A 22,564-nucleotide genomic window follows, 5' to 3' on the forward strand; every position below is an offset into this window, starting at 1 on the left:
CGGGCATGGTACGTCGACTCGTGGCCGGGATGCTGGCCGTCGGGGCACTGTTGGGCGGGGCCGTGCTGGTGGGAAGCACACCGGCCGAGGCGACGACGGCGGCGGTCTCGGACACGCTGCTGCCAGGACAGAAATTGCTGCCCGGGCAGTACATTCGCTCGCGCAGCGGAGTCTTCACGCTGATCATGCACTCGTCCGGAGACGCGAAGCTGTTCCAGCGCGGGGTCTCACTGCCGCTGTGGAGGTCGGGGACCTGGCGCCCCGGTTCCGTGCTGGTGATGGGGACCGACGGAACGTTGCAGGTGATCTACGGCCGGACGAAGATCTGGTGGATGAGCATCAAGAGCGCCGGCGCCAAGCTGGTGCTGCCGGACACCGGAAACCTGGCGATCTATAACACCCGTGGCAAGGCGAACTGGAACCGGCACATGGTGGTCGGCACCCTGATGCCACAGAGCAATCTCCACGCTCCGGACCCGGCCGGACGCGAGGTGATCATGTACTCCGTCAACCGGGTCTACACGCTCAAGTTCACGACCACCGGCAACCTGAGACTGCTGAAGAACGGCACCACCGTCCTGTGGAGCACCGGCGACAAGGGCGCGCCGGAGTCGCGCGCCTGGGTCGGCCCGAGCGGCACGTTCTACGCGGTCAACAAGGACGGCGACATCACCTGGTGGTACGAGTCCCACCGCGCCGGCAACGTCCTGCAACTCCGCGACGACGGCCACCTCCTCCTCGTCAACGGCCGCACGGTCGTCAAGACGTTCCACTGAGCGCGGCCCGCGCCTCCATCAACGCGAACCCGAGCAGGTTGAGACCCCGCCACCCGGCGGGGTCCGCCGCTCGCGGGTCGTCGGCGGCCAGCCCGATGCCCCACACCCGGTCCAGCGGACTGGCTTCCACCAGCACCCGCTGACCGCTGCCGACCAGGTACGAACGCAGTGCCGGGTCCTGCCCGAACTTCGCCGTACTGCCGTCGACGACGATCCCGAACCGCGCCGCCGCCCACGCTTCGTCGTCGAACCCGCGTACTTCACGCCCGAGGTTCTTCGCCTCGGCCGGCGTCCGCGCCGCCAGGATCCGGTCCACCGCCGCGACATCCCCGAACAGCCTCGCCTTCGCGGCCATCATGTAATGCTCGGCGCTCGCATAAATGACACCGTCCACGGTGAACTCGGACGGCCACCACTGACTCAGGCAGCCCGGTCCGATGCTGCCGTCGCGCTGCGGCTGGTGGCCCCAGAAGTACAGGTACTTGACCCGCTCGCCGGACGCGATCAGTTGCTGGAGGTCTTCACGGTTCACCGGGCCAAGCGTGTCAGTAGACCTCGATGCGGTCCAGGCTGATAACCGCGCTCGTCGAGGACGGATTCTTGTCGCCGGTCACGCGCACCTTCAGGGTGTGCGGGCCGGGCGGCAGGGTCGGGCTGATGTACATCAGCTGCTCGCCGACGCGGATCGAGCTGTAGTAGTCGATGCGTTGTTCGGGGCCGCCGTCGACCGAGATGGCGGCGATGCCGTTGCCGGTGTCCGCGACGCTCAGCAGGGCGACGCGGGTGCCGGTGAACTGGATCGTGGCCGTCGCGTTGGGCGCCCAGCTCCAGTGGTCGTTGCCCCAGAAGCACTGGTTGCCACAGCCTGACCCGGAGCTCCACGCGCCGGTGTAGCTGACGGCCGCGTCGGTGTCATTGATCCAGTAGTTCGCCGAGCCCGGATCGCCCGACGGCAGGTTCTGGGTCGCGCCCGCGGCGAGCGGCCGGCCGAGGTTCGGCGTACCGTCGGCGTTCCAGGTGATCTTCTGGACGCGCGTCGTGCGGTACGAGTACGTGTAGGTGCTGGTGTTCTTGCCGTGGTAGGCGATCCAGTCCTCGGTCCCGTCCGGCGACTTGAAGAACGAGTGGTGCCCGGGACCCCACACACCGGTCTCGTCGTTGCGGGAGAACACCGGGCCCGGGTGCTGCACCCAGTTCGCCGCGACCATCGGGTCGGCGCCGTTCGCGATGCTCTTCATCCACAGCTGGTAGTCCGGCTTGCCGGTGTCACAGGTCGAGTAGGTCAGGAAGGTACGCGTCGCGCCGTACAGCGGGGTCGGTCCCTCCCGCACCTCGGTGCATCCGCCGTCCGCCGGGATCGCGACCCGGCCGCCGGTCGCGGTCCACGGGTTGCTCATCCGGACGATGTACAGCTGCGCCGGTCCGCCCTGGCCGCGGCCCGGGCCGGTCCACACGAAGTACTGCTGCCCGTTGACCGTGATCGGCTCGCCGTCGATCGCGTACTCACCGAAATCCGCGATCTTCGCCTTGAAGCTGTACGGGCCGAGCGGGTCGTCGCCGGCGGACTCGAGCACGTACATCCGGTGGTTGGCGTCCACGCCGTCGGAGGCCGTGTAGTAGATGTACCAGCGGTTGCCGACGCGCCGGAACGCCGGCGCCCACATCTGCGTGTTGCGGCTCGGGTCGGAGTCGCGCCACACCACCTGCTCGGGCTGTACGAGCAGCGTGGCCAGGCTGGTCGACGACCAGATCCCGATCCGGTCGCCGCGGGTGGTCGCGACGTAGTACCGGCCGTTGTGGAACATCAGCGACGGATCCGCGGACGGATTCACCGGACTCCGAAACGTCTGGGACGTCACCGCGTTCTCCTGGAGCTCGGCTGCTGGTGCGGTCGGCGCCAGGACACCGATGAGCAGGACGGCGATCACGGCGGCACGGACGAATCTCATGACTCACCTCTCGAAACCTGGGGGGCGGACCGGTCTCGCCTTCGGTTGTACCGTCTCTTTACCATCGTTGTAAACGGTTCGCACGAGGATCGAACGGTCCGCTGCCAGTCGACGCACGTCGAAAGGTGGCCTTCCGGAACCCCGGGACGCGGTATGGCGTCGTACCGCACATGAAGCTCAAGGTGCGGGTCGTGCACTACCGGTGCGATCGCTGGTACGCCGACATCGACGACGCCGACGACCGGCAGCCGGACGATCCCTTCTGGTACGCCGACTGCCGTACGCAGGCCGAGGCGATCGCCCTCGCCTGCACCGAACTCGCCGCCCTCGACCAGCGCATCGCCGCCGGCACGGTCCCGTCCCGCATCAGCCAGGCGCACCTGCAGGTCGCTTAGACCCCGAGCCCGGCATGATTGGGCGATGCTCGGGGAATCGGACGGCACCAAGGGCGACGCCACGATCGAGCAGGTCGGTCGCCGACGGACCTTCACCAAGACGCTCCAGCTCGCCGTCGTGCTCTCGATCGTGCAGCTGCCGATGCGGGCCGCGGTCGGCGAGGCGGCCGGTGCGGCGGCCGGCTGCGAGGTTCCCGGCCGGCTCTCGATCCTCGTCGACTCGGCGTTCGTCCTGGCGAGCGTGTACGCGGCGTACCGGGCGTACAAGTACGTCAGGTACCTGAATCGCCAGTCCTGGAAGGCGATCGCGGCCGCCGGCTCCTGGACCGTCCTCGCCGCCGCCGTTCTCGACATCGCCGAGAACGTGGTGCTGTGGGACGACTTCGGGTCGGGCCCGTGCGCCGGCCTCTCGACCGGATGGTTCACCTGGCTGATGCGGGCCGTGTTCGTGGCCGGCGTCCTGATCCTCGCGGTCTGCCTGATCGCGACGAGCCGCTTCGGCCAGCGGAAGTGGTACGGCGTGGAGCTGGCGCCGCCCGCGACGTTCCGGCGTCCGCAGCGCGACGGCAAGGACGACGGCCGGCTCGTCATCACCTGCTCCGGCGGCGGGATCCGCTCCGCGTCGTTCTGTCTCGGCGCGTTGCAGTTGCTGTCCGAGCGCGGCTTCTACGACAAGGCGTCGACCGTGATCGGCGTCAGCGGTGGCGGCTACATGGCGGCAGCGTTCCACGTACTGCGGCGTACCTGCACCGACCCGTTCTCGCCGGGTTCGCCCGAGCTCGCGCGCCTGCGCCGGCAGACGCGCTACCTCCTGTCGGGCGGCCGGGCGATGTTCCGTGCCGCGCTGTCGGTGCTGTTCGGCCTGGTGGTCAACCTGCTGCTGATCGGTATCACGCTGCGCGCGATCGCGTGGGTGCTCGGCTGGTTCCTCGCCGACCAGGGCGTGATCACGCCCGGCCCCGAGGTCGACTGGCGGCCGGACGATTCCTGGTTCTTCGTCGGTATGTCGGTGTTCCTGCTCGCGGTGAGCGCTTTGATGTTCCTGATCGAGAAGGTCTGGGACCGCTGGGCGCGGATGCCGGACGTCGTGCGGACGATCCTCACCACCATCGGCAATGTGACGCTGCGGTACGGCGTACCGGTCGCGGTGCTGCTCCTCGGCGTGCCGGGAGGCCTGTACCTGTTGGGGAAGATCCCCGGTGACTCCGCCGATCAGCCGAGCCTGCCGTCGGCCCTGCTGGCGTTGGTAGACCCAACAAAACAGGGTGTTGCGTCGTTCGGTGCACTGGTGGTCGTCCTGATCGGGCTGGGCAAATCGGTCTGGAACGGGCTGACCGTCGAGGGCAAGGCGGCGACCGGGCTGCGCGCGCGGCTGCTGGTGTTCGCGCGGACCAAGCTCGCTCCTTGGGCGGGGAGCGCGATCATCGTGCTCGCGGCCGTCGTCGTGCTGCTGCGCTGGACCGGCGGCTACGCGACCGATCCGGCGTACCAGCAGGACTGGGAGGTCGCGCTCGTGCTGGTCGCGATCGCGCTGGCGATCAAGGTGCTCACCGACGCGAACCGGACCTCGTTGCACTCGTTCTACCGCGAGCGTCTGTCGCGTGCGTTCCTGGTGAAGCGGCAGGACAACGGCGCCGCGGTCGCCCTCGACTACCACCTGCGGCTGCGGTACTCGGACTGGGCGAAGCCGCTGGACGGCGGGCCGCAGCTCGTCATCGCCGGGGTCGCGAACGTCGGCGACCCGGACTTCGTGCCGACGCAGCGCGACTGCGTGCCGTTCGTGTTCGACGCCGAGCAGATCGGCATCGTCGGGGACCGGTCGCTGCCGGACGGCGGCCGCCGCGCGACGGCCGACTACGAACGCGAGGCCGACGTCCTCAAACGCGAGGTCACGGTGCCGGCGGCGATGGCGATCAGCGGCGCCGCGTTCAGCCCGCTCACCGGCCGGGTGAACGCCAGGACGCGGCCGGTCCGCCTGCTGCTCGCCGTCCTGAACGCGCGGCTCGGCGTGTGGTTGCCGAACCCGTACTGGAACAACCACGCCGAGGCGTCGTTCCCGGACCGGCACGGCGTCGTCGCCAAGGTCCGGCGGTACGTCGGCAGCGTGATCGACAAGCCCGGCCCGTACCGGCTGCTGCACGAGGCGGTCGGGTCGCCGTCGATGTACGAGCGCCGCATCTACGTGACCGACGGCGGGCACTACGACAACCTCGGCCTGGTCGAGGCGCTGCGCCGCAAGCCCGCGCAGGTGATCGCGATCGACGCGTCGAACGACGCCGAGGACCGGTTCACCGCCCTCGCCGAGGCGATCGCCACCGCCCGGATGGACCACGGCATCGAGATCGACATCGACCCGTCGCCGATGGTCCGCGGCGCCAAGACGCGCGCCGACCGCCCGTGGGCGTACGGCATCGCCACGCATCCGCTCGAGGACGGCGAGGAGAAGCCGTACAAGACCGAGATCTTCTTCGTCAAGGCGGTCCTCGCCGGGCCGCTGGACTGGGACCTGGAGCAGTACGCCGTCGAGCACGCCGACTTCCCGCGGCGTACCACCGGCGACCAGTTCTACGACGAATGGGACTTCGAGGCGTACCGCTCCCTCGGCTACACGCTGGCCGGCTCCCTCACCGACCACCACCGGGTCAGGGCCCGCCTCGACGACCTGTGACCGGTCCGGTGCCCAGGGCAACGGTGTCTGTGCGTGCGAGCCTCGGCACCCTCCGTACTTCCTGTGAACAGCCCCTGTGGAAAACGGGCGATTGCTGTGGACAACCGAGGGATCCGCTGTGGACGAGGCAACAAATGCTGATGCCGATGCACATGCAGTCCGGCTGGTGAGAGAGCGGTTGCCGAGGCGGGTTTTCGGTGCTGAGATTGGTCCCCGTATGCCGGATGAAACTTTACGAAGATTTATCCGTGACACTCGGTGCGTCAGGTCGTTGATCTGTCAGACAGTTCGCGATCAGCGGATCGCTGGGGAATCCGGAGGGACCCGCTCGTGCAGAAGTTCAACCCGCCACCCGATTGGCCGGAGCTGCCGACGTCGGAGTGGCGTCCGCCGCTCGGCTGGACGCCGGACCCGACCTGGCCAGAGCCGCCCGCGGGCTGGCGCTTCTGGCTCAATCGCAACGGCCGGCACAGCAGCGGCCCGATCGGTGCGTACGGCGCTGTCGACGCCGGCCGGCTCGAGCTGGCCACCGTCGACCCGGCGCTGGTTCTCATGCACTCCTGACCGAAGTTCTGCTTCTCACCGGCTCCCGCACGCCGACGGCTTGCGGGAGCCGTCTTGTGTCCGCCTTCGGTCAGGGGCTGGTGCGTTCTTACCGTCTTCTGGTGTTATGTTATCAACCTAGATAACACTCACCTGGGAGGCGCTTCGTGGGCTGGATCGGTCTCGACCTCGGCACGCAAAGTGTGCGGGCCGTGCTGGCCGATGCCAAGGGCTTCGTTGTGTCCCGTGCAACGCGACCGCTCAGCAGTCACCGGGACGGCGTCCGGCACGAGCAGGACCCGCAGGCCTGGCTGACCGCCGTCGACGAGGTCCTGGCCGAGGTCGGCGCGACCGATCTCGACGGCATCGCGATCTGCTCCACCTCCGGCACCTTCCTGCTGACCGACAGCACCGGCCGCCCCGTCACCCCGGCGTTGATGTACGACGACGCGCGCTCGGCCGCCCGTCGCGACCAGATCGTGGACGCCGATCCGGATCGCTGGTCCACGAGCATGCAGCCGACCTGGGCGCTGCCGAAGATCCTCGATCTCGACCTCACCGGCCGACACGTCGTGCACAGTGCCGACTTCGTCGCGGCCCACCTCGTCGGCCACCCGGTCGCCACCGACACCAGCCACGCGTTGAAGACCGGCTACGACCTGATCGCCGACGCCTGGCCGGCCGCGGCGTTCGACAAACTCGGACTCCCGCTCACTGCCTTCCCCGAGGTCGTCCGCCCCGGTGCCGAGCTCGGCCGCACGCCGGCCGGCGTCCCGGTGTACGCCGGCATGACCGACGGGTGCGCCGCTCAGATCGCCGCCGGTGCGCTGAGTCCGGGCGCCTGGAACTCCGTCCTCGGTACGACGCTCGTCCTGAAGGGCGTCAGCGACCACCTGCTGACCGACCCCACCGGCGCCGTCTACAGCCACCGCCACCCGGACGGCGGCTGGCTTCCGGGCGGCGCGTCCAGCACCGGCGCCGGCGTACTGACCGAGCTGCTCCCCGGAGCCGACCTCGACGCCCTGGATCGTGCCGCCCACCCGGTCAAGGCCGTCACCTACCCGTTGACCAAGACCGGCGAGCGGTTCCCGTTCGTGGCTCCGCAGGCCGAGCGCTTCACACTCGGAGACACACCGGACGACCTGCACACCTATGCTGCCGTGCTGCAAGGCGTCGCCTTCATCGAGCGACTCGCCTTCGAGCACCTGGAGACGCTCGGAGCCGACCCGGTCCGCTCGGTCTCGCTGACCGGCGGCGCCACCCGGAGCGGGTACTGGAACCAGTTGCGCGCCGACGTCCTCGGCGTACCCGTGGAGCTGCCCGCCGTACCGGATCCGGCGTACGGCATGGCGGTTCTGGCCGCGTCCGGCGGGACCGATCTCACCGGGACCGCGCGCCGGATGGTGCGGGTGGACCGCGTCCTCGAACCGCGCGGTGACCGGCTCGACGACCTGTACGGCGCATTCGTCGCCGAGCTCGACCGCAGGGGGTACCGCCGATGAGGACCACGATCGTGCTGGCCCGCCACGGCCGGACCGCCTGGCATCACGGCAACCGCTACACCGGTTCCACGGACCTCCCGATCGACGAGGTCGGCGTCCAGCAGGCGCAGCAGCTGAAGGAGTGGGCGCTCGGCTACGCGCCGGACGCGCTGTGGTGCTCGCCGATGCTCAGGGCCCGCCAGACCATCGCCCCACTCGCGGAGGCCCTCGCGGCCGAGCCGACGGTCGACACCCGGCTGCGGGAGGTCGACTTCGGGTCTGCCGAGGGCAAGATGCTGAGCGAGTTGCCGCCGGCCGTGGGCAAGGCGTTCGAGCTCGACCCGGTGCGGAACCATTTCCCGGGCGGCGAGGACCCGGCCGCGGCGGCCGATCGGGTGCGCGAGGTGTTCGACGAGATCGGGCGCCGGCATCAGGGGCAGAAGGTCTTCGCGGTCGCCCACAACACGCTGATCCGGCTGCTCGTGTGCAGGGTGCTCGGCCTGCGGCTGAACGACTACCGCAGACTGCTACCTGCACTCGGTCCCGCGGCGCTGGTGCGTTTCCGGTGGCAGGACGGCACAGTGGGTCTCGAGGCGTACAACGTTCCTCCTCTGCGTTTGGAGACCCTGGCATGACAACGGATGTCGACGGCGACACCACCGAACTGAGTCGTCCCGCGCGCCGGCAGGCCGAGATCGCGGCGTACGTCGTGAAGCACGGCTCGGTCTCGGCGAACGACCTGGTCGAGGCGTTCGGCGTGAGCGTGATGACGGTGCACCGCGACCTGGACGAGCTCGAGCGGCAAGGGGTGGTCCGCAAGTACCGCGGCGGCGTCAGCGCGCAGCCGACGAGCGTCTTCGAGAGCAACGTCGCGTACCGGCTGAACACCGCGCACGCGGAGAAGGCCGCGATCGCCCGGCACGCCCGCGCGATGATCGAGCCGGGGATGTCGGTGATGCTCGACGACTCGACCAGCGCGCTGGCCCTGGTGGACCTGTTCGAGGACATCACCCCGTTGACGGTGGCAACGAACTTCCTGCCGGCGATCACCAAGCTGGCCCAGTTGCGGGACATCACGCTGCTGGCGCTCGGCGGGATCTACTCGGCCACCCACGACTCGTTCGGCGGGATGCCGTGCGCGGAGGCCGTCGAGGCGCTGCACACCGACCTGCTGTTCTGCTCGGTGTCGGCGGTGTCGGCGACGCACGCGTTCCACCAGGAGGAGGAGATCGTCCTGGTCAAGCGGGCGATGCTGCGCTCGGCGAGGACCAAGGTACTGCTCGTCGATCACGCGAAGCTGCAGCGCACCGCCCTGCACCGGCTGGCCCCGTTGACCGACTTCGACGTGGTGATCGTCGACGAGAAGACCCCGAAGAACCTGATCGACCCGCTGCTCGACCACGGCGCGACCGTGGAGGTCGCCAAAATCTAGGAGGGGGCGTGTATGGACGTTGGCGTTGACGTCGGCACCACCGTCACGAAGGCAGTCGCGTTCAGCGCCGACGGCCGGCCGCTGGCCGAGGCATCGCGGCCGACCCGGCTGTTGCACCGCAGCACCGGGCGGTTCGAGCACGAGACGTCGGAAATAGTTGCTTCGGTCAACGAGGTGGTCAGTGAGCTGGCCGCCGCGGTGGGAGCCCGCCCCGACGTCCTCGCCATCACCGCTCAGGGTGACGGGTTGTGGCTGGTCGACGCCGACGGTACGCCGACCCGTCCGGCGATCTCGTGGCTGGATGCGCGGAGCAGCGGCATCCTCGAGCGGTGGACCGCGGACGGGGTTGCGGAACACGTGTTCCGGCGTTCCGGAAACCGGATGTTTCCGGGAGCGTCCGGCCCGTTGCTGGCCGCGGTGCTCGCCGAAGAGCCCGACGTGATCGAGCGGGCCGGCACGGCGGCGTACTGCAAGGACGTGGTGATGCAGGCGCTGACCGGCGTACGGGCGACAGATGTCTCCGATGCCTCGGCGCCCTTTCTCGATCCCAGGACCGGGGAGTACGACGACGAGGCGTTGGCGGCCACCGGTCTGTCCGAGGTGCGGGACCTGCTGGCGCCGGTTGCTGCTGCTGGTCCGGTGGGGGAGTTGCGGGACGACTCGACCGGCATGGCGGCCGGGACTCGGGTGTCCGCGGGCCCGTATGACCTCCCGGCCGCGGCGGCGGGCGCCGGTGTGACCGAGCCCGGCGACGCGCTGCTGACCGTCGGCACGACACTTGCCTGCCAGGTCGTCACGCGAGAGTTGCCCGTCGACGGCGAACCCGCCGGCCTGTTCCTCGGCACGTGGACGCCGGGCGTCTGGCTCCGCGCGATGCCCGCGATGGTCGGTACGGCAGCACTCGACCGCGTCCTGGCCCTGGTCGGCGTCGGCACCGATCAACTCCCGTCCCTGCTGGCGGACAGCCCGCCCGGCGCGTCCGGCGTGACCGTCCTGCCGTACCTGTCCGAGGCCGGTGAACGCGCACCCTTCGTCGACACCCGCGCCCGCGGCACGATCGACGGCATCTCGCTGTCCACCACGACCGCCGACCTGGTGCGCGCGACCTGCGAAGGCATCGCGTACGCCGCCCGCCACTGCCTGGAAGCAGCAGGGTGGATCGGCCGCGTCACGGTGTGCGGCGGTGGGGCCCGGAGCAGCGAGTGGACGCAGATCCTCGCCGACGTGCTGAACGCGCCGTTGCACACGGCCGAGGCCGAGCAGGTCGCCGCGCGCGGTGCGGTGATCTGCGCGCGACGAGCGATCGATCCGGACAGCGCCGGAGCCGAGTGGATCGCCGAGACCCGTCAGATCGACCCGGACCCGGCCCGCGCCGCGTTCTACGCCGACGGCTACGCCCATTACCTGCGCCGCATCGAGTCGGCCCGCCCGCGCTGGTCCGACCCAGCACCCACCTTTTCAGGAGATCGATGAGAACCGTCAAGACGCTGCTCGCCGGCGACCACTTCGTACGCAACGACCTGCTCGCCGCGGCGCTGCGCACGATCCCGGACGTCGCGTTCGAGTTCGGTGAGGTCACGCTGCCCTGGCCGCTGACGCCGTACGGGCGGGTGGCCGAGGTGGACGAGGCGAGCGACGCGGAGGACCAGCTGATCGAGGCGCTCGCCGGCGTCGAGCTCGCGGTCACCCAGATGGGACCGTTCACCGAGCGGGTGCTGGACGCCGCGCCGGACCTGCGCTTCCTGGTCGTGTGCCGGGGCGGTCCGGTGAACGTGAACCTCGCCGCGGCCGCCGAGCGGGGCGTCGCGGTCGCCTCGACGCCGGGCCGCAACGCCGTGGCCGCCGCCGAGCACGCGGTCGCGCTGATGATGGGTGCCCTGCGCAACCTTCCCCGGCTGCAGCGGACGCTGGAGCAGGGCGAGTGGCGCTCCGACCTGTACGCGTACGACGAGTGCGGGATCGAGCTCGACGGGTCGACCGTCGGCCTCGTCGGGTACGGCGCGATCGGCCAGCGGGTCGCCCGCGTGCTGCTGGCCTTCGGCGCCCGCGTCCTGGTCGCCGATCCGTACGTCGACGAGGCGCCCGCGGGAATCGAACTGGTGGAGCTCGACGACCTGCTGAGCCGGTCGGACGTCGTGAGCCTGCACGCGCGCCTGACCGATCAGACCCGCGGGATGATCGGTGCGGAGCAGATCGCCGCGATGCCCCGCGGCGCCGTCCTGGTGAACACAGCGCGTGGTGGGCTGCTCGACTACGACGCGACGGTGGACGCACTGGAGTCGGGGCAGCTCGGCTCGGCCGCGTTCGACGTCTTCCCGGCCGAGCCGGTCCCGGCCGGTTCGCGGCTGCTGACCGCGCCTAACATCGTGATGACACCGCACCTGGCCGGTGCCACCCGGCAGACCGCTCACCGCGCCGGTTCGATCGCCGCCGAGGCGGTCGCCGCCTTCCTTGCCGGAAAGGAGCCCGTCGGACTGGTCTCCGCCTGAGCGGGGAACAGGACACGGATCATGAAGTTGGCGACCTCCACCACCTGGACCGAACTCCTGCTGTTGCTGATCGCGTTCGTGCTGTCGATGGTGATCGGCATCGAGCGCCAGGTGCGGCAGAAGAGCGCCGGGATGCGGACCCACACACTCGTCGGCACCGGGGCGGCGATGTTCACGCTGGTGTCCGGCTTCGGCTTCAGCGCCGTCCTCGGGACCGAGGTCAATCTCGACCCGTCCCGGATCGCGGCCCAGATCGTCTCCGGCGTCGGCTTCCTCGGCGCCGGGGTGATCTTCATGCGCCGCGACGTGGTCCGCGGCCTGACCACGGCCGCGACGATCTGGATGACCGCCGCGATCGGGATGGCGTGCGGCGCCGGGATGCCGGTGCTCGCGGTCGCCGCGACCGTCCTGCACCTGGTCGCGGTCGGCCCGTTCGCCCGGCTCGCGCGGTTCCTGCCGTCGCCGGACCGGCGTCGCATCGTCACCGTGCGGTACGACGACGGCGCCGGCGTACTGCGGTCGATCCTGGCGACGGCCACGTCGATGGGGTTCGAGGCGTCGGTGCTCGGGACCGAGGTGCACCGGGACGGGGCGCAGCCACAGGTGCGGGCGGCCATGCGATTCTCCGGGCGGGCCCCGCTGCAGAACCTGGTGCTCGCGCTCGACGACCTCGACGGCGTCACCGGGGTCCGGCTGCGGAACGATGACGACGATTGAGGTCATCAGCTAAGCTGATGGTATGCCTGCCTCCGAGGTTGCCGCGCACGAGATCCGCACCAGCCTGTTCCGCCTCGTCCGGCGGCTCCGTCAGGAGCGTCCTGAGGGGGAGCTGAGCTACTCGCAGCTCAACGTTCTGGGCTGGCTGGAGCGCGAGGGCCCGATGACCAACGCCGACCTGGCCGCTGCCGAGCGGGTGACGCCGCAGACGATGATGCGTGCGACCGCCGACCTGGTCACATCTGATTTGATCAGCCGTGCTGATAATCCGGCCGATCGCCGGCAGGTTCTCCTCGAGATCACTGCCGCCGGCGCCACCCTCGTCCGCGACGACCGTCGCCGCCGGGACACCTTCCTCGCCAAGGCCATGGATGCCACTCTCACTCCCACCGAACAGGACCTCCTCCACCTCGCCGCCCGCCTGATGGACAAACTCGCCGAGGTCCCCCAATGACGTCTTTGAGCACCCACCAACCGTTTGCGGGCCGCCGAAATGGTTGGTGCGTGCTCAAAGTGCCCCTCGGAGGAGGCGGTGCGGCGTGACGAAGGTCGTCGAGGAGGCTCGGGTGGCGGGGGTGCCGGACAGGTACGCCGCGTCGGTGGGGCTCGGGACGCTGTTGCAGCCGTTGAACTCGTCGATGATCGCGGTTGCGCTGGTGTCGATCGGGGCGGAGTTCCACGCGGGGACCGAGACGCAGTGGCTGGTATCGGGGTTGTACCTGGCGACTGCGGTGTCGGCGCCGACGGCCGGGAGGCTGGCTGATCTGCTCGGCGCGAGGCGCGTGTTCCTCACCGGGCTCGTGCTGGTAGCGCTGGTGTCCGCCCTCGCCCCGTTGGCGCCGAGTCTGGGCTGGCTGATCGTGGCGCGGGTGCTGCTCGGTATCGGGACCGGTGCGCAGTTCCCTTCCGGGGTCGCGATGATCCGCCGCATCGCCGACCGCCGCGAGGCGTCCGCGGTCGGCGCGCTCGGTCTGCTGTCGGTCTTCGCGCAGACCTCGGCCGCGCTCGGCCCGAGCGTCGGCGGGTTCCTGGTCGGCACCTTCGACTGGGAGGCGATCTTCCTCGTCAATCTCCCGGTGGCCGCGGTCGCCGGCATCGCCGTACTGCGTCTCGTCCCCAAGGACCCGCCCAGGCCGGTGGGCGACGCCCGCAAGCTCTGGCGCGAGATCGACCTGGTCGGGCTGCTCCTCTTCACACTCACCATGACCGGCCTGATGCTCGTCCTGCTCTCGCTGAGCACAGACCCGACCTGGTGGCTGCTCGCCGCGGCCGTCCCGCTCGCTGTCGTCTTCGTCGTCTGGGAACGCCGTTCCGCGACGCCGTTCGTCGATGTCCGCCTGCTCGCCCGCAGCGCACCGCTCTCCCTCGGCTATCTGCGCACCATGCTCACGTATGTCGCGTTCTACGCGATCTTCTACGGCCTGCCCGGCTGGCTCGAGCAGGGACGGGGTCTCGACCCGACGAAGGTCGGCCTGGTCGTCCTGCCGATCGCCACGCTCGGTGCGATCACCGTCGCGATCGCCACCCGCCTCGCCCGGCGCCACGGGCCGCGCCTGCTCATGCTCGTCGGCTCGGCCGGTCTGCTGCTCGGCGGCGCCGCGCTCGCGTTCGGAGTCCACGCCGGTACGCCGATCGTCGTGTTGGTGCTGATCAGCGCGATCCTCGGCATACCCAACGGTTTCAACGGGCTCGGCAACCAGTTGGCGGTCTACCGCGCCGCGCCGCCCGAGGCGACCGGAGCCGCGGCGGGCCTGTTCCGCACCTCGCAGTACGTCGGGGCGAACCTCTCCGCCGCGGCGATCGCGATCGTCTTCGCGGGTCCGGCGACCGACTCGGGCCTGCACCGGCTCGGCCTGCTGGTCGGCGGGATTGCAACGATTCTGCTTCTCGATGTGATCTTCGTGAGAAAATCACAGTGATTCTCTATACGTAACCATCGTTCGGTGATAATTTCACCGGCATGCCCGCTCCCCTGAACCCCGTTGACCTGCGTGAACTGGCCGTCCGGCTGGCGATCGAGGCGGGCGAGGAGCTCCTGGCCCGTCAGCGGAGTCTGTCGATCGATGCGGCCGGTGTCGAGACCAAAAGCTCGGCCAGCGACCCGGTCAGCGCGGCCGACCGCGCCTCCGAGAAGCTGATTGCCGACGGTCTGACCGCGGCTCGCCCCGACGACGGTCTGCTCGGTGAGGAAGGGGCTTCGCGTCCTTCGAGCACCGGGCTGACCTGGGTGATCGATCCTCTCGACGGCACCGTCAATTACCTGTACGGCCGCCCCGACTGGTGTGTCTCGATCGCCGTCGAGGACGAAGACGGCGCGCTGGCCGGCGTCGTTCACCAGCCGCGGACAGGCACCACCTGGTCCGCCGCCCGCGGCGCCGGTGCGGACCGCGCGGACAGCACGCCGTACCAAACAGTTTGGTACGGCGGGCTGCGACTGGGCCTGGAGCGGCAGACACGACTGGAGACGGCGTTGGTGTGCACGGGCTTCTCGTACCTGCCGGAGCGGCGCGCCGAGCAGGCCGCCGTTCTGCAAGACTTGCTGCCCGCCGTCCGCGACCTCCGGCGCGGCGGTTCCGCCGCGCTCGACCTGTGTTCGGTCGCCGACGGTACGGCGGACGCGTACTACGAGCACGTGATCCAGCCCTGGGACGTCGCCGCCGGCGGGCTGATCGCCCGCGAGGCCGGCGCCACCGTCGTACGGGGCGCCGGAACGGCTTTCCCACAAGGCATCCTGGCCGCCGCCCCCTCGGTGGCCGCCCCGCTTCACGAGTTACTCACTAGGAGGTCGGTATGACGGTAGTAGACCTGCCGGCCCGGACTCATCCGGACGAACGAACAATTGCCGAAGGCATTGACCAGCGGAAGCGCCGGAGGCGGCGCGAGTACGGCCTGTTCGCGCTGCTGGTCGCGCCGAACCTGCTGGTGATCGCGGTCTTCGCGTACTGGCCGATCATCTACAACGCGTTCCTCAGCCTGACCGACTGGAACATGATTGCCGCCCGCCCGAAGTTCGTGGGCCTGGCCAACTACGGCCGGACGCTGGCCGACCCGGCGTTCCACAAGACGCTGTGGATCACGGTCGTGTTCACCGGTCTGATCGTGGTCGGCAGCCTGGTGATCGGGCTGGCGCTGGCGTTCCTGTTCAACCTGCCGCTGAAGGGCCGCGGGGCGGTCCGGACGATCGCGTTCGCGCCGCACATCCTGTCCGGCGCCGCGGTCGCGACCATCTGGGCGTTCATCTTCGACCCCGGGTACGGCCTGATGCGGGCGCTGATCGAGCCGTTCGGCGCCGAGCCCCCGGACTGGATGAACAACTCCGACTGGGCGCTGCCGGGACTCGTCATCGTGTACCTGTGGAAGAACATCGGGTTCGCCGCGCTGATCTACCTGGCCGGCCTGCAGGGCCTGCCGAAGGAGCTCGACGAGGCGGCCGCGATCGACGGCGCGTCGACCTGGACGCGGTTCCGGTCGATCAAGCTGCCGCTGCTCGCGCCGATCACCTTCTTCCTGCTGATCACCACGGTGATCGGCACCTTCCAGGCCTTCGACGTGATCGCGGTGATGACCGGTGGCGGCCCTGGTGATGCCACCACCACGCTGAGCTGGTCGATCTACAACGAGGGATTCCAGGCGTTCAACGCGGGCCGCGCGGCGACGCTGTCGATCATCATGTTCGTCATCCTGCTGCTCGTCACCACCGTGCAGGCCCGGGTGATGGAGAGGCGGGTGCACTACCGATGAAGACACGCGCGATCCAGTACGTCGTACTGATCGGTGTGGCGGCCGTGTTCCTCGGACCGCTGTACTGGTTGCTGTCCACGGCGTTCAAGCAGCCGACGCAGATCTACCAGTGGCCGCCGGCCTGGTGGCCGCACCTGACCTGGGAGAACTTCAGCCTGGCCTGGAAGGCCGCGCCGTTCGACCGGTTCTTCCTGAACTCCACGATCATCACGGTGATCGGGACCGCGCTGAAGGTGGTCAACGCCGTGCTGACGGCGTACGCCTTCGCCTACCTGCGGTTACCGTTCAAGAAGATCCTGTTCTTCGCCGTGCTCGGCGCGATGATGGTGCCCGGCCACGTGACCCTGCTGCCGAACTACCTGACGGTGGCGACGCTCGGCTGGATCAACTCGTACGCAGGGCTGATCATCCCCGGCATCGGCTCCGCGTTCGCGACGTTCCTGATGCGGCAGCACTTCCTCACGCTGCCGACCGAAGTGACGGACGCGGCCGCGGTCGACGGTGCGGGACACCTGCGCACCTTGTGGCGCGTCGTACTCCCGATGTCGCGGCCGATGCTGATCACGGTCGTCGTGATCACCGCGGTGGAGGAGTGGAACAACTTCGTCTGGCCCCTGATCGTCACCAACACCGCGTCGATGCGGACGCTGCCCGTCGGGTTGCTGATCCTCAAGGACGAGGAAGGCCTGGCGGCCTGGGGCACGATCATGGCCGGCACGCTGCTGGTGCTCGCGCCGATGCTGCTGATCTTCCTGGTCGCGCAGCGCTACATCGTCGGCGGGATCACGGCCGGAGCTCTGAAGGGATGAGCATGCGACGTCGTACTTTCCTCGGGGTCACCGCGGCGCTGGGCCTGGCGGGCTGCGGCTACCGCTCCGTGGACGCGATCTATTCCCAGCCGGCCGGCGAGGTGCCGTCGAAGTACGAGAAGCGGACCCGCGTGGTCTTCTGGTCGCCGTACGGCGGCGTGAATGGCAAGGCGGTCGACAAACTCGTTGCCAAGTTCAACGACTCCCAGCAGGACGTCTACGTCGAGGTGCAGTTCCAGGGCAGCTACGACGACGTCGCGCAGAAGGTCGCGGCCGCGCTGGTCGCGAAGCAGGCGCCCGACCTCGCCGTCCTGTCCGACGTCACCTGGGAACGGTTCTTCCTGAACGAGGCGCTCGAGCCGCTGAACGGCTACTTCAACGACGGGTTCGGCCCTGGCGTCTACCAGCAGAAGCTGTTCGGCGAGTACGTCGTGAAGGGGCAGAGCTGGGCGGTGCCGTTCGCCCGCAGTACGCCGATCATGTACTACAACCGGGACGCGTTCGCGAAGGCCGGGCTGCCGGACCGGGTGCCGCGGACCTGGAGCGAGCTGCGGTCCTGGGTGCCCGAGCTGGCCAAGGTGCAGTCCGGCGGGCGGTCGCTGCGGACGATCGCGTTCGCGAAGATCGACGGCGACTGGCAGTTCCAGGGCAACGTGTGGCAGTTCGGCGGCGCGTACTCGAAGGGCCTCGACGTCACGATCGACGAGGCCGGGGCGGTCGCGGCCGGCGAGTGGCAGCGCGAGATGGTGCACGAGCTCGGGGCGGCGTACATGGCGAGCAGCCCGAGCACGGACTTCGCGAACGGCCTGGTCGGCGTGATCCAGGAGTCGACCGGCGGTATGAAGACCATCACCAACAAGGCGAAGTTCAAGGTCGGCGCCGGGTTCATCCCGTCCGAGGTCGCGGCCGGGATCGCCACCGGCGGCGGCGGGATCGGGATGCTCCGGAACATTTCCGCCGAACGGAAACAGGCCGCGGCGACTTTCCTGCAGTTCCTGGCCACGCCGGAGAACTCGGCCTGGTGGACGACGCAGACCGGCTACCTGCCGGTGGTGAACAAGGCCCGCGAGGACGCCGAGCTGAAGAAGCTGATCGCGGAGCAGCCCAACTACGGTGTCGCGATCGCGCAACTGGAGAACGCCCGGCAACAGGACGCGATCCGGCTGTACGGGCGGAACGCGAACGTCCAGATCTACACCGGGCTGCAGCAGATCTACGCCGACAACGCGCAGCCGAAGAAGGTGTTCGCCTCGGTCGCGCGCCGGCTCGAGGCGATCGGCGACGAGGTCCAACGGCTCTACGAGGAGAAGGTTCTGTGATCATCACCGGCCACCGGGGTTCGCTCGGGACGGAACCGGAGAACACGCTGCGCTCGTTCCGGCGGGCGGTCGCGGACGGCTGCGACGAGATCGAGCTCGACCTGCGGGTGAGTGCGGACGGCGAGCTCGTGATCATGCACGACGCCACCGTCGACCGCACCACCTCCGGGACGGGGGAGGTGGCTTCGCTGACGCTGGCCGAGCTGCGGGCGCTCGATGCGGGCCTCGGCGAGCAGGTGCCGACCTGGGCGGAGGCGGTCGCCGCCATCGACGTCCGGTTCCAGGCGGAGGTGAAGGCGGAGGCCGCCGTACCGCTGCTCGCGCAGTCGCTGAAGGCGGACCGGTCGCTGGCCGAGCGGACCCTGGTCACGTCGTTCCACCCGGAGATCCTGCTCGCCGTCCGGGAGGCGTTCCCGGACGTGACGACCGGGCACATCTTCGGCCGGACGCCGGAGATGGCGGAGGTCATCGCCCGCACCCGCGCGGCAGGCGCTTCGTGGGCGCTCTGCGGCATCGCCGGGCTGACCGCGGAGGGCATCGCCGAGATCCACGCGGCCGGCCTACTGGCCACCGCCTGGCCGGTCCCCGACGCGGCCACCCTCGCCGAAGCCACCGCCCTGGGCGTCGACGGCATCACCACCGACAACCCTCACCTCCTCCCCGGCGATTGACCCGGCCGCCCACACTTTGAGCACCGATCAACCGTCCTGAGCGTCTCGAAACGGTTGACCGGTGCTCAAAGTCGCGGCGATGCGAGGTGGGTCACACATTCCAACGTGCGAATTTGTTCTTCCGTGGAACATAAATGTGTGATTGCCTAGTCCGCATGGGAATCAGCATCGGTGTGGCCGGGGCCGGCCAGTTCGCTCCTTCGTTCCTGCGGCTGTGGTCCGCGCACCCGGACGTGTCCGAGGTGCGGCTGACCGACGTCATCCCGGAGCGCACGGCGGAGATGGCCGCCAAGCAGGGCATCACAGTGACGCACACGTCGTTCGAGGAGATGCTCGAGTCGGACGTGGACGCGGTCGCGATCTTCACCCAGCGCTGGCTGCACGGCGAGATGGCGATCAAGGCGCTCGAGGCCGGCAAGCACGTGTACTCGACGGTCCCGATGGCGATCGAGGCCGACCAGATCGCGCGCATCATCGAGCTGGTCAAGGAGACCGGGCTCACCTACATGATGGGTGAGACCAGCTACTACTACCCGTCCTCGGTGTACTGCCGGCAGAAGCTCGCCGACGGCGCGTTCGGCCGGGTGTTCTACAGCGAGGGCGACTACGTCCACGACATGGACCTCGGGTTCTACGCGGCGTACCAGTACTCCGGCGGCGACGACTGGAAGAAGACCGCGTCGTTCCCGCCGCTGCTCTACCCGACGCATGCCGTCGGCAACGTTCTCTCGGTGACCGGCCAGCACGCCACCCACGTGTCGGCGATCGGCGTCAAGGACGACCGCGGCGACGGTGTGTTCGACAAGGACGTCAGCCAGTTCGACAACGACTTCTCGAACGCGACCGCGCTGTTCAAGCTCGCCGACGGCGGCATCATGCGGACCAACGAGATGCGCCGTGTCGGGTACCCGTCGCACATCCGCGAGTCGCGGCTGCGGGTGTTCGGCACCGAGGGCAGCTTCGAGCAGCTCGCCACCACGACGTTGTGGCAGAACAAGGAAGGCGTCGAGGATGTCTCGCAGCTGATGGAGACCAAGGCGACGGGTGACGACGCCGACCTCGAGAACGTCGACCCCGCGCTGCGCGACGCGTTCCGGTCCGGCCTGTCCCCGGTCCACGACCGCTCCCGCCTGCCGGAGGAGTTCGCCGGCCTGCACAACGGCCACGAGGGCTCCCACCACTTCCTCGCCGACGACTTCGTCCGCGCGGTCGCCGACAAGACCCTCCCGCCGATCAACGCCTGGGTCTCCGCCCGCTACACCCTCCCTGGCATCTACGCCCACCAGTCCGCCCTCCAGGGCGGCGTCCAGCTGGAAATCCCGGACCACGGCGACGCCCCCGCCTGACCGAGGGCACGAGACTCCGGCGGCTACGATCCGGTATGGATCTGTTTGCCGGAGTTTCCGTGAAGGACTACGACGTGGCGGTCGCCTGGTACGAGAAATTGCTGGGCGGACCGCCGAGTTTTCTGCCGAACGACGTCGAGGCGGTGTGGGAACTGGGGGAGCATCAGTTCCTGTACATCGAGGTGGTGCCGGAGCATGCGGGGCATGCGCAGCACACGCTGTTCGTCGAGGACTTCGACGGCACCCTCAAAGGGATCGCCGAGCGTGGTCTGGAGCCGGCGGTGCGGGAGACGTACGAGAACGGTGTGCGGCATGCGACGTTCTTCGACCCGGACGGGAACGAGGTCTCGTACGGCGGGGCGCCGGTCGGCTAGGGCTCGCGGTCGGCGCGGTAGTGGTAGAGGTCCGGGAGGAAATTCTCCAGGTTGCCGATCTCCTCGACGTGGTGGCGGATCCAGGCGGACAGCTTGGGGCCGGGGAACGCGCGCTTGTGGGCGGTCCGGTTGAGGAACAGGCGGGCCAGTGGTGTGGTGTCGCCGATCGTCAGATGGGTCGTGTAGCGGCACCCTGAACTGGTGCGGGTGAACTCGTTCTCGAGCCGGACCATCGAGCTGCCGAGCATCCGCTTGCTGATCACGGCGCACTGGCTGTCGACGGTCTCGACCATGACCTCCAGGTCGAGCAGCATCGCCGGGTCACGCCCCAGTGCTTCCTTGATGTGCAGCCGGGCGCCCGGTTCGATCCGGCCGGGTGTGGTCGCCTCGTACGAGATGTGGTCGAGCGGGTGCCAGACCAGGTACCGCGGCCAGGTCGTGCCGGCGTACCGCATGTCGCCCTGCACATGGGTGTACCACCACGCGAGCATCTCGGGTGTGACTTGCTCGAGTGGTGAGTGCGTGATGGTGACGAGGGTGCGGCTCTCGTCGGACGAGGTGGAGACGGCCGCGGATTCCAGTGGACGCAACGGCCACAGGACAGGGCGTGGCGCAGGCAGTTCCATTCTCCCCTTGGTGCCCGGCGCCGAGGGCGTCAAACAGGGACGGCAATGCGGTCCAGCTCGCTCCACGGCAGCACCCGTCCGGCGACCGTCGTCCGGCCTTCGAGCTCGGCCCGCAACAGCCGATGGACGCCGTCGAGGATCGTGACGCTGTCGTCGGGCCGGCGTACGACGTCGAGCGGATGCCGGAGGTCGGCGGCCAAGGTCCGCGCGTACTGCTCCTGGTACCTGACCGGCGCGGCGGCGACCTGGTGCGGCGTGACCTGGAACGGCCGGCCGTCATACGCCCAGAACGGGAGGTCCAGGTGATCGGCCAGGTCGGCCACCTGGAGCGAGACCGTGGGCAGGTCGAGGCCGTGCAGCAGTTCGAGGTCCCAGTGGAAGTCCAGGATGTACGGCCGCAGTTCAGCGGGTACGGCGAGCGGGAACGGGCGGCGGGTCATTCGTAGATGCGGCGCAGGCGCAGCGTCATCGAGTTCTCGATGTGCCGGGTCATCGCGGATTCGGCGGCGACGGGATCGCCGGACGTGATCGCCTCGACCAGCATGCGGTGTTCGGTGAGGACCTCCGGGCCGATGTCGCGGTCGTAGTGCAGCCGGAAGATGTGCAGGTGGCAGTGGGTCCGCTCGAAGGCCAGCCGAACCTGCTCGCTGCCGGACAACGACGCGATCAGCGAGTGAAACCGGTTGTCGTGCGCGGTCAGCGATTTGTAGCCGGCGTAGTCGATCGAGGTCGGCTCGACCGCGTTGGAGAGCTCGGCGCCCAGCCGTTCCGCACCCTCGGGGGAGATCAGCTCGGCCGCACGCCGGGCCGCCCAGGGCTCGAGCAGGAGCCGGAACCGGTAGAGGTCGTCGAACTCCTCGAGCGAGAGCAGCGGCGTCGCGCGATACCCCTTCAGCGGCTCCTTGACCGCCAGCCCTTCCGACTCCAGCCGGGCCAGCGCCTCGCGCACCGGCGTCGACGACACCTGGAACTCCCGGGCCAGTCCGTCGATCGAGATCCGCGCCCCGGGCCGGATGACGTGGTCCATCAGCATCGTCTTGATGGCCTCGTACACGTCGTCGGCGAGCATCTGCCGGCGCAGCAGCCGCCGGTCCACCGGTGCCACGGACTCGCTCATCTGGTGTCTCCGGAATCTGGTCGCGGGCTTGACCCCACCGGTCAGTTTTCGGCAGGGTAACACTGGTAATCATGCATCATGCACGATTCTGACCCCAGCAAGCCAGGGAAG

24 protein-coding genes are annotated in these 22,564 nt (G+C 69.2%); 19 read left to right on the top strand and 5 right to left on the bottom strand.

The window, feature by feature from the left end; translation table 11 throughout:
• Positions 1-5 precede the first annotated feature (5 nt).
• Positions 6-776 carry a hypothetical protein gene (locus AB0I12_RS19610; RefSeq protein WP_359931376.1) on the top strand — a complete coding sequence of 257 codons (771 nt, stop codon included), beginning with the start codon at positions 6-8 and terminating at the stop codon, positions 774-776.
• Here the strand turns inward: AB0I12_RS19610 and AB0I12_RS19615 are convergent.
• The gene (locus tag AB0I12_RS19615; RefSeq protein ID WP_359931379.1) at positions 760-1,308 is read right to left on the bottom strand and encodes an NADAR family protein; all 549 of its coding nucleotides are present in this window, start codon (positions 1,306-1,308) and stop codon (positions 760-762) included. The two genes, AB0I12_RS19610 and AB0I12_RS19615, sit on opposite strands and share 17 nt — an antisense overlap.
• Positions 1,309-1,321: 13 nt before the next feature.
• Positions 1,322-2,725, bottom strand: coding sequence for a family 43 glycosylhydrolase (locus tag AB0I12_RS19620; RefSeq protein WP_359931382.1), 1,404 nt, complete (start codon positions 2,723-2,725; stop codon positions 1,322-1,324).
• Positions 2,726-2,895: 170 nt separating this feature from the next.
• Between AB0I12_RS19620 and AB0I12_RS19625 the strand changes: the two genes are divergently transcribed.
• From AB0I12_RS19625 to AB0I12_RS19710, 18 genes are all read left to right on the top strand, one after another.
• Complete coding sequence (locus AB0I12_RS19625) at positions 2,896-3,120, top strand: hypothetical protein (RefSeq protein WP_359931384.1); 225 nt, start codon at positions 2,896-2,898, stop codon at positions 3,118-3,120.
• A 25-nt stretch (positions 3,121-3,145) separates the two neighbouring features.
• Positions 3,146-5,788: a hypothetical protein gene (locus AB0I12_RS19630; RefSeq protein ID WP_359931387.1), complete on the top strand. Its 2,643-nt coding sequence runs from the start codon at positions 3,146-3,148 to the stop codon at positions 5,786-5,788.
• A 330-nt stretch (positions 5,789-6,118) separates the two neighbouring features.
• Positions 6,119-6,352: a hypothetical protein gene (locus tag AB0I12_RS19635; RefSeq protein WP_359931389.1), complete on the top strand. Its 234-nt coding sequence runs from the start codon at positions 6,119-6,121 to the stop codon at positions 6,350-6,352.
• Positions 6,353-6,498: 146 nt separating this feature from the next.
• The gene (locus tag AB0I12_RS19640; protein WP_359931392.1) at positions 6,499-7,833 is read left to right on the top strand and encodes an FGGY-family carbohydrate kinase; all 1,335 of its coding nucleotides are present in this window, start codon (positions 6,499-6,501) and stop codon (positions 7,831-7,833) included.
• Positions 7,830-8,447, top strand: coding sequence for a histidine phosphatase family protein (locus AB0I12_RS19645; protein ID WP_359931395.1), 618 nt, complete (start codon positions 7,830-7,832; stop codon positions 8,445-8,447). The genes AB0I12_RS19640 and AB0I12_RS19645 overlap by 4 nt, the downstream gene beginning before the upstream one ends.
• Complete coding sequence (locus AB0I12_RS19650) at positions 8,444-9,244, top strand: DeoR/GlpR family DNA-binding transcription regulator (RefSeq protein ID WP_359931398.1); 801 nt, start codon at positions 8,444-8,446, stop codon at positions 9,242-9,244. Before AB0I12_RS19645 ends, AB0I12_RS19650 begins: the two co-directional genes overlap by 4 nt.
• Positions 9,245-9,256: 12 nt before the next feature.
• Positions 9,257-10,717, top strand: a complete 1,461-nt coding sequence (locus AB0I12_RS19655; protein ID WP_359931401.1) for an FGGY family carbohydrate kinase — start codon at positions 9,257-9,259, stop codon at positions 10,715-10,717.
• Positions 10,714-11,733, top strand: coding sequence for a 2-hydroxyacid dehydrogenase (locus AB0I12_RS19660; RefSeq protein ID WP_359931404.1), 1,020 nt, complete (start codon positions 10,714-10,716; stop codon positions 11,731-11,733). Before AB0I12_RS19655 ends, AB0I12_RS19660 begins: the two co-directional genes overlap by 4 nt.
• A 21-nt stretch (positions 11,734-11,754) precedes the next feature.
• Positions 11,755-12,450, top strand: a complete 696-nt coding sequence (locus AB0I12_RS19665) for an MgtC/SapB family protein (RefSeq protein WP_359931407.1) — start codon at positions 11,755-11,757, stop codon at positions 12,448-12,450.
• A gap of 22 nt (positions 12,451-12,472) precedes the next feature.
• Positions 12,473-12,904 carry a MarR family transcriptional regulator gene (locus AB0I12_RS19670; protein ID WP_359931410.1) on the top strand — a complete coding sequence of 144 codons (432 nt, stop codon included), beginning with the start codon at positions 12,473-12,475 and terminating at the stop codon, positions 12,902-12,904.
• An 85-nt stretch (positions 12,905-12,989) separates the two neighbouring features.
• A complete protein-coding gene (locus AB0I12_RS19675; protein WP_359931413.1) occupies positions 12,990-14,369 on the top strand; it encodes an MFS transporter in 1,380 nt (459 codons plus the stop codon).
• Between the two features lie 41 nt (positions 14,370-14,410).
• Entirely contained in the window at positions 14,411-15,244 is an 834-nt protein-coding gene (locus tag AB0I12_RS19680; RefSeq protein WP_359931416.1) for an inositol monophosphatase family protein, read from the top strand.
• Positions 15,241-16,191, top strand: coding sequence for a sugar ABC transporter permease (locus tag AB0I12_RS19685; protein WP_359931419.1), 951 nt, complete (start codon positions 15,241-15,243; stop codon positions 16,189-16,191). The genes AB0I12_RS19680 and AB0I12_RS19685 overlap by 4 nt, the downstream gene beginning before the upstream one ends.
• Complete coding sequence (locus tag AB0I12_RS19690) at positions 16,188-17,000, top strand: carbohydrate ABC transporter permease (RefSeq protein ID WP_359931422.1); 813 nt, start codon at positions 16,188-16,190, stop codon at positions 16,998-17,000. The genes AB0I12_RS19685 and AB0I12_RS19690 overlap by 4 nt, the downstream gene beginning before the upstream one ends.
• 2 nt (positions 17,001-17,002) lie before the next feature.
• Positions 17,003-18,319 carry an ABC transporter substrate-binding protein gene (locus AB0I12_RS19695; RefSeq protein ID WP_359931425.1) on the top strand — a complete coding sequence of 439 codons (1,317 nt, stop codon included), beginning with the start codon at positions 17,003-17,005 and terminating at the stop codon, positions 18,317-18,319.
• Entirely contained in the window at positions 18,316-18,990 is a 675-nt protein-coding gene (locus AB0I12_RS19700) for a glycerophosphodiester phosphodiesterase family protein (protein WP_359931428.1), read from the top strand. The genes AB0I12_RS19695 and AB0I12_RS19700 overlap by 4 nt, the downstream gene beginning before the upstream one ends.
• 155 nt (positions 18,991-19,145) lie before the next feature.
• Positions 19,146-20,336, top strand: a complete 1,191-nt coding sequence (locus tag AB0I12_RS19705) for a Gfo/Idh/MocA family oxidoreductase (RefSeq protein ID WP_359931431.1) — start codon at positions 19,146-19,148, stop codon at positions 20,334-20,336.
• Between the two features lie 35 nt (positions 20,337-20,371).
• Positions 20,372-20,710: a VOC family protein gene (locus AB0I12_RS19710; RefSeq protein WP_359931434.1), complete on the top strand. Its 339-nt coding sequence runs from the start codon at positions 20,372-20,374 to the stop codon at positions 20,708-20,710.
• Here AB0I12_RS19710 and AB0I12_RS19715 read toward each other — a convergent pair.
• The 3 genes from AB0I12_RS19715 to AB0I12_RS19725 form a co-directional block, all read right to left on the bottom strand.
• Positions 20,707-21,300, bottom strand: a complete 594-nt coding sequence (locus AB0I12_RS19715) for a hypothetical protein (protein WP_359931437.1) — start codon at positions 21,298-21,300, stop codon at positions 20,707-20,709. The two genes, AB0I12_RS19710 and AB0I12_RS19715, sit on opposite strands and share 4 nt — an antisense overlap.
• A 65-nt stretch (positions 21,301-21,365) precedes the next feature.
• Positions 21,366-21,776, bottom strand: coding sequence for a hypothetical protein (locus tag AB0I12_RS19720; RefSeq protein WP_359931440.1), 411 nt, complete (start codon positions 21,774-21,776; stop codon positions 21,366-21,368).
• Complete coding sequence (locus AB0I12_RS19725; protein WP_359931443.1) at positions 21,773-22,453, bottom strand: GntR family transcriptional regulator; 681 nt, start codon at positions 22,451-22,453, stop codon at positions 21,773-21,775. Before AB0I12_RS19725 ends, AB0I12_RS19720 begins: the two co-directional genes overlap by 4 nt.
• Positions 22,454-22,564 lie beyond the last annotated feature (111 nt).

Origin of the sequence: Kribbella sp. NPDC050459 (genome assembly GCF_040655315.1) — a bacterium.
GTDB lineage: Bacteria > Actinomycetota > Actinomycetes > Propionibacteriales > Kribbellaceae > Kribbella.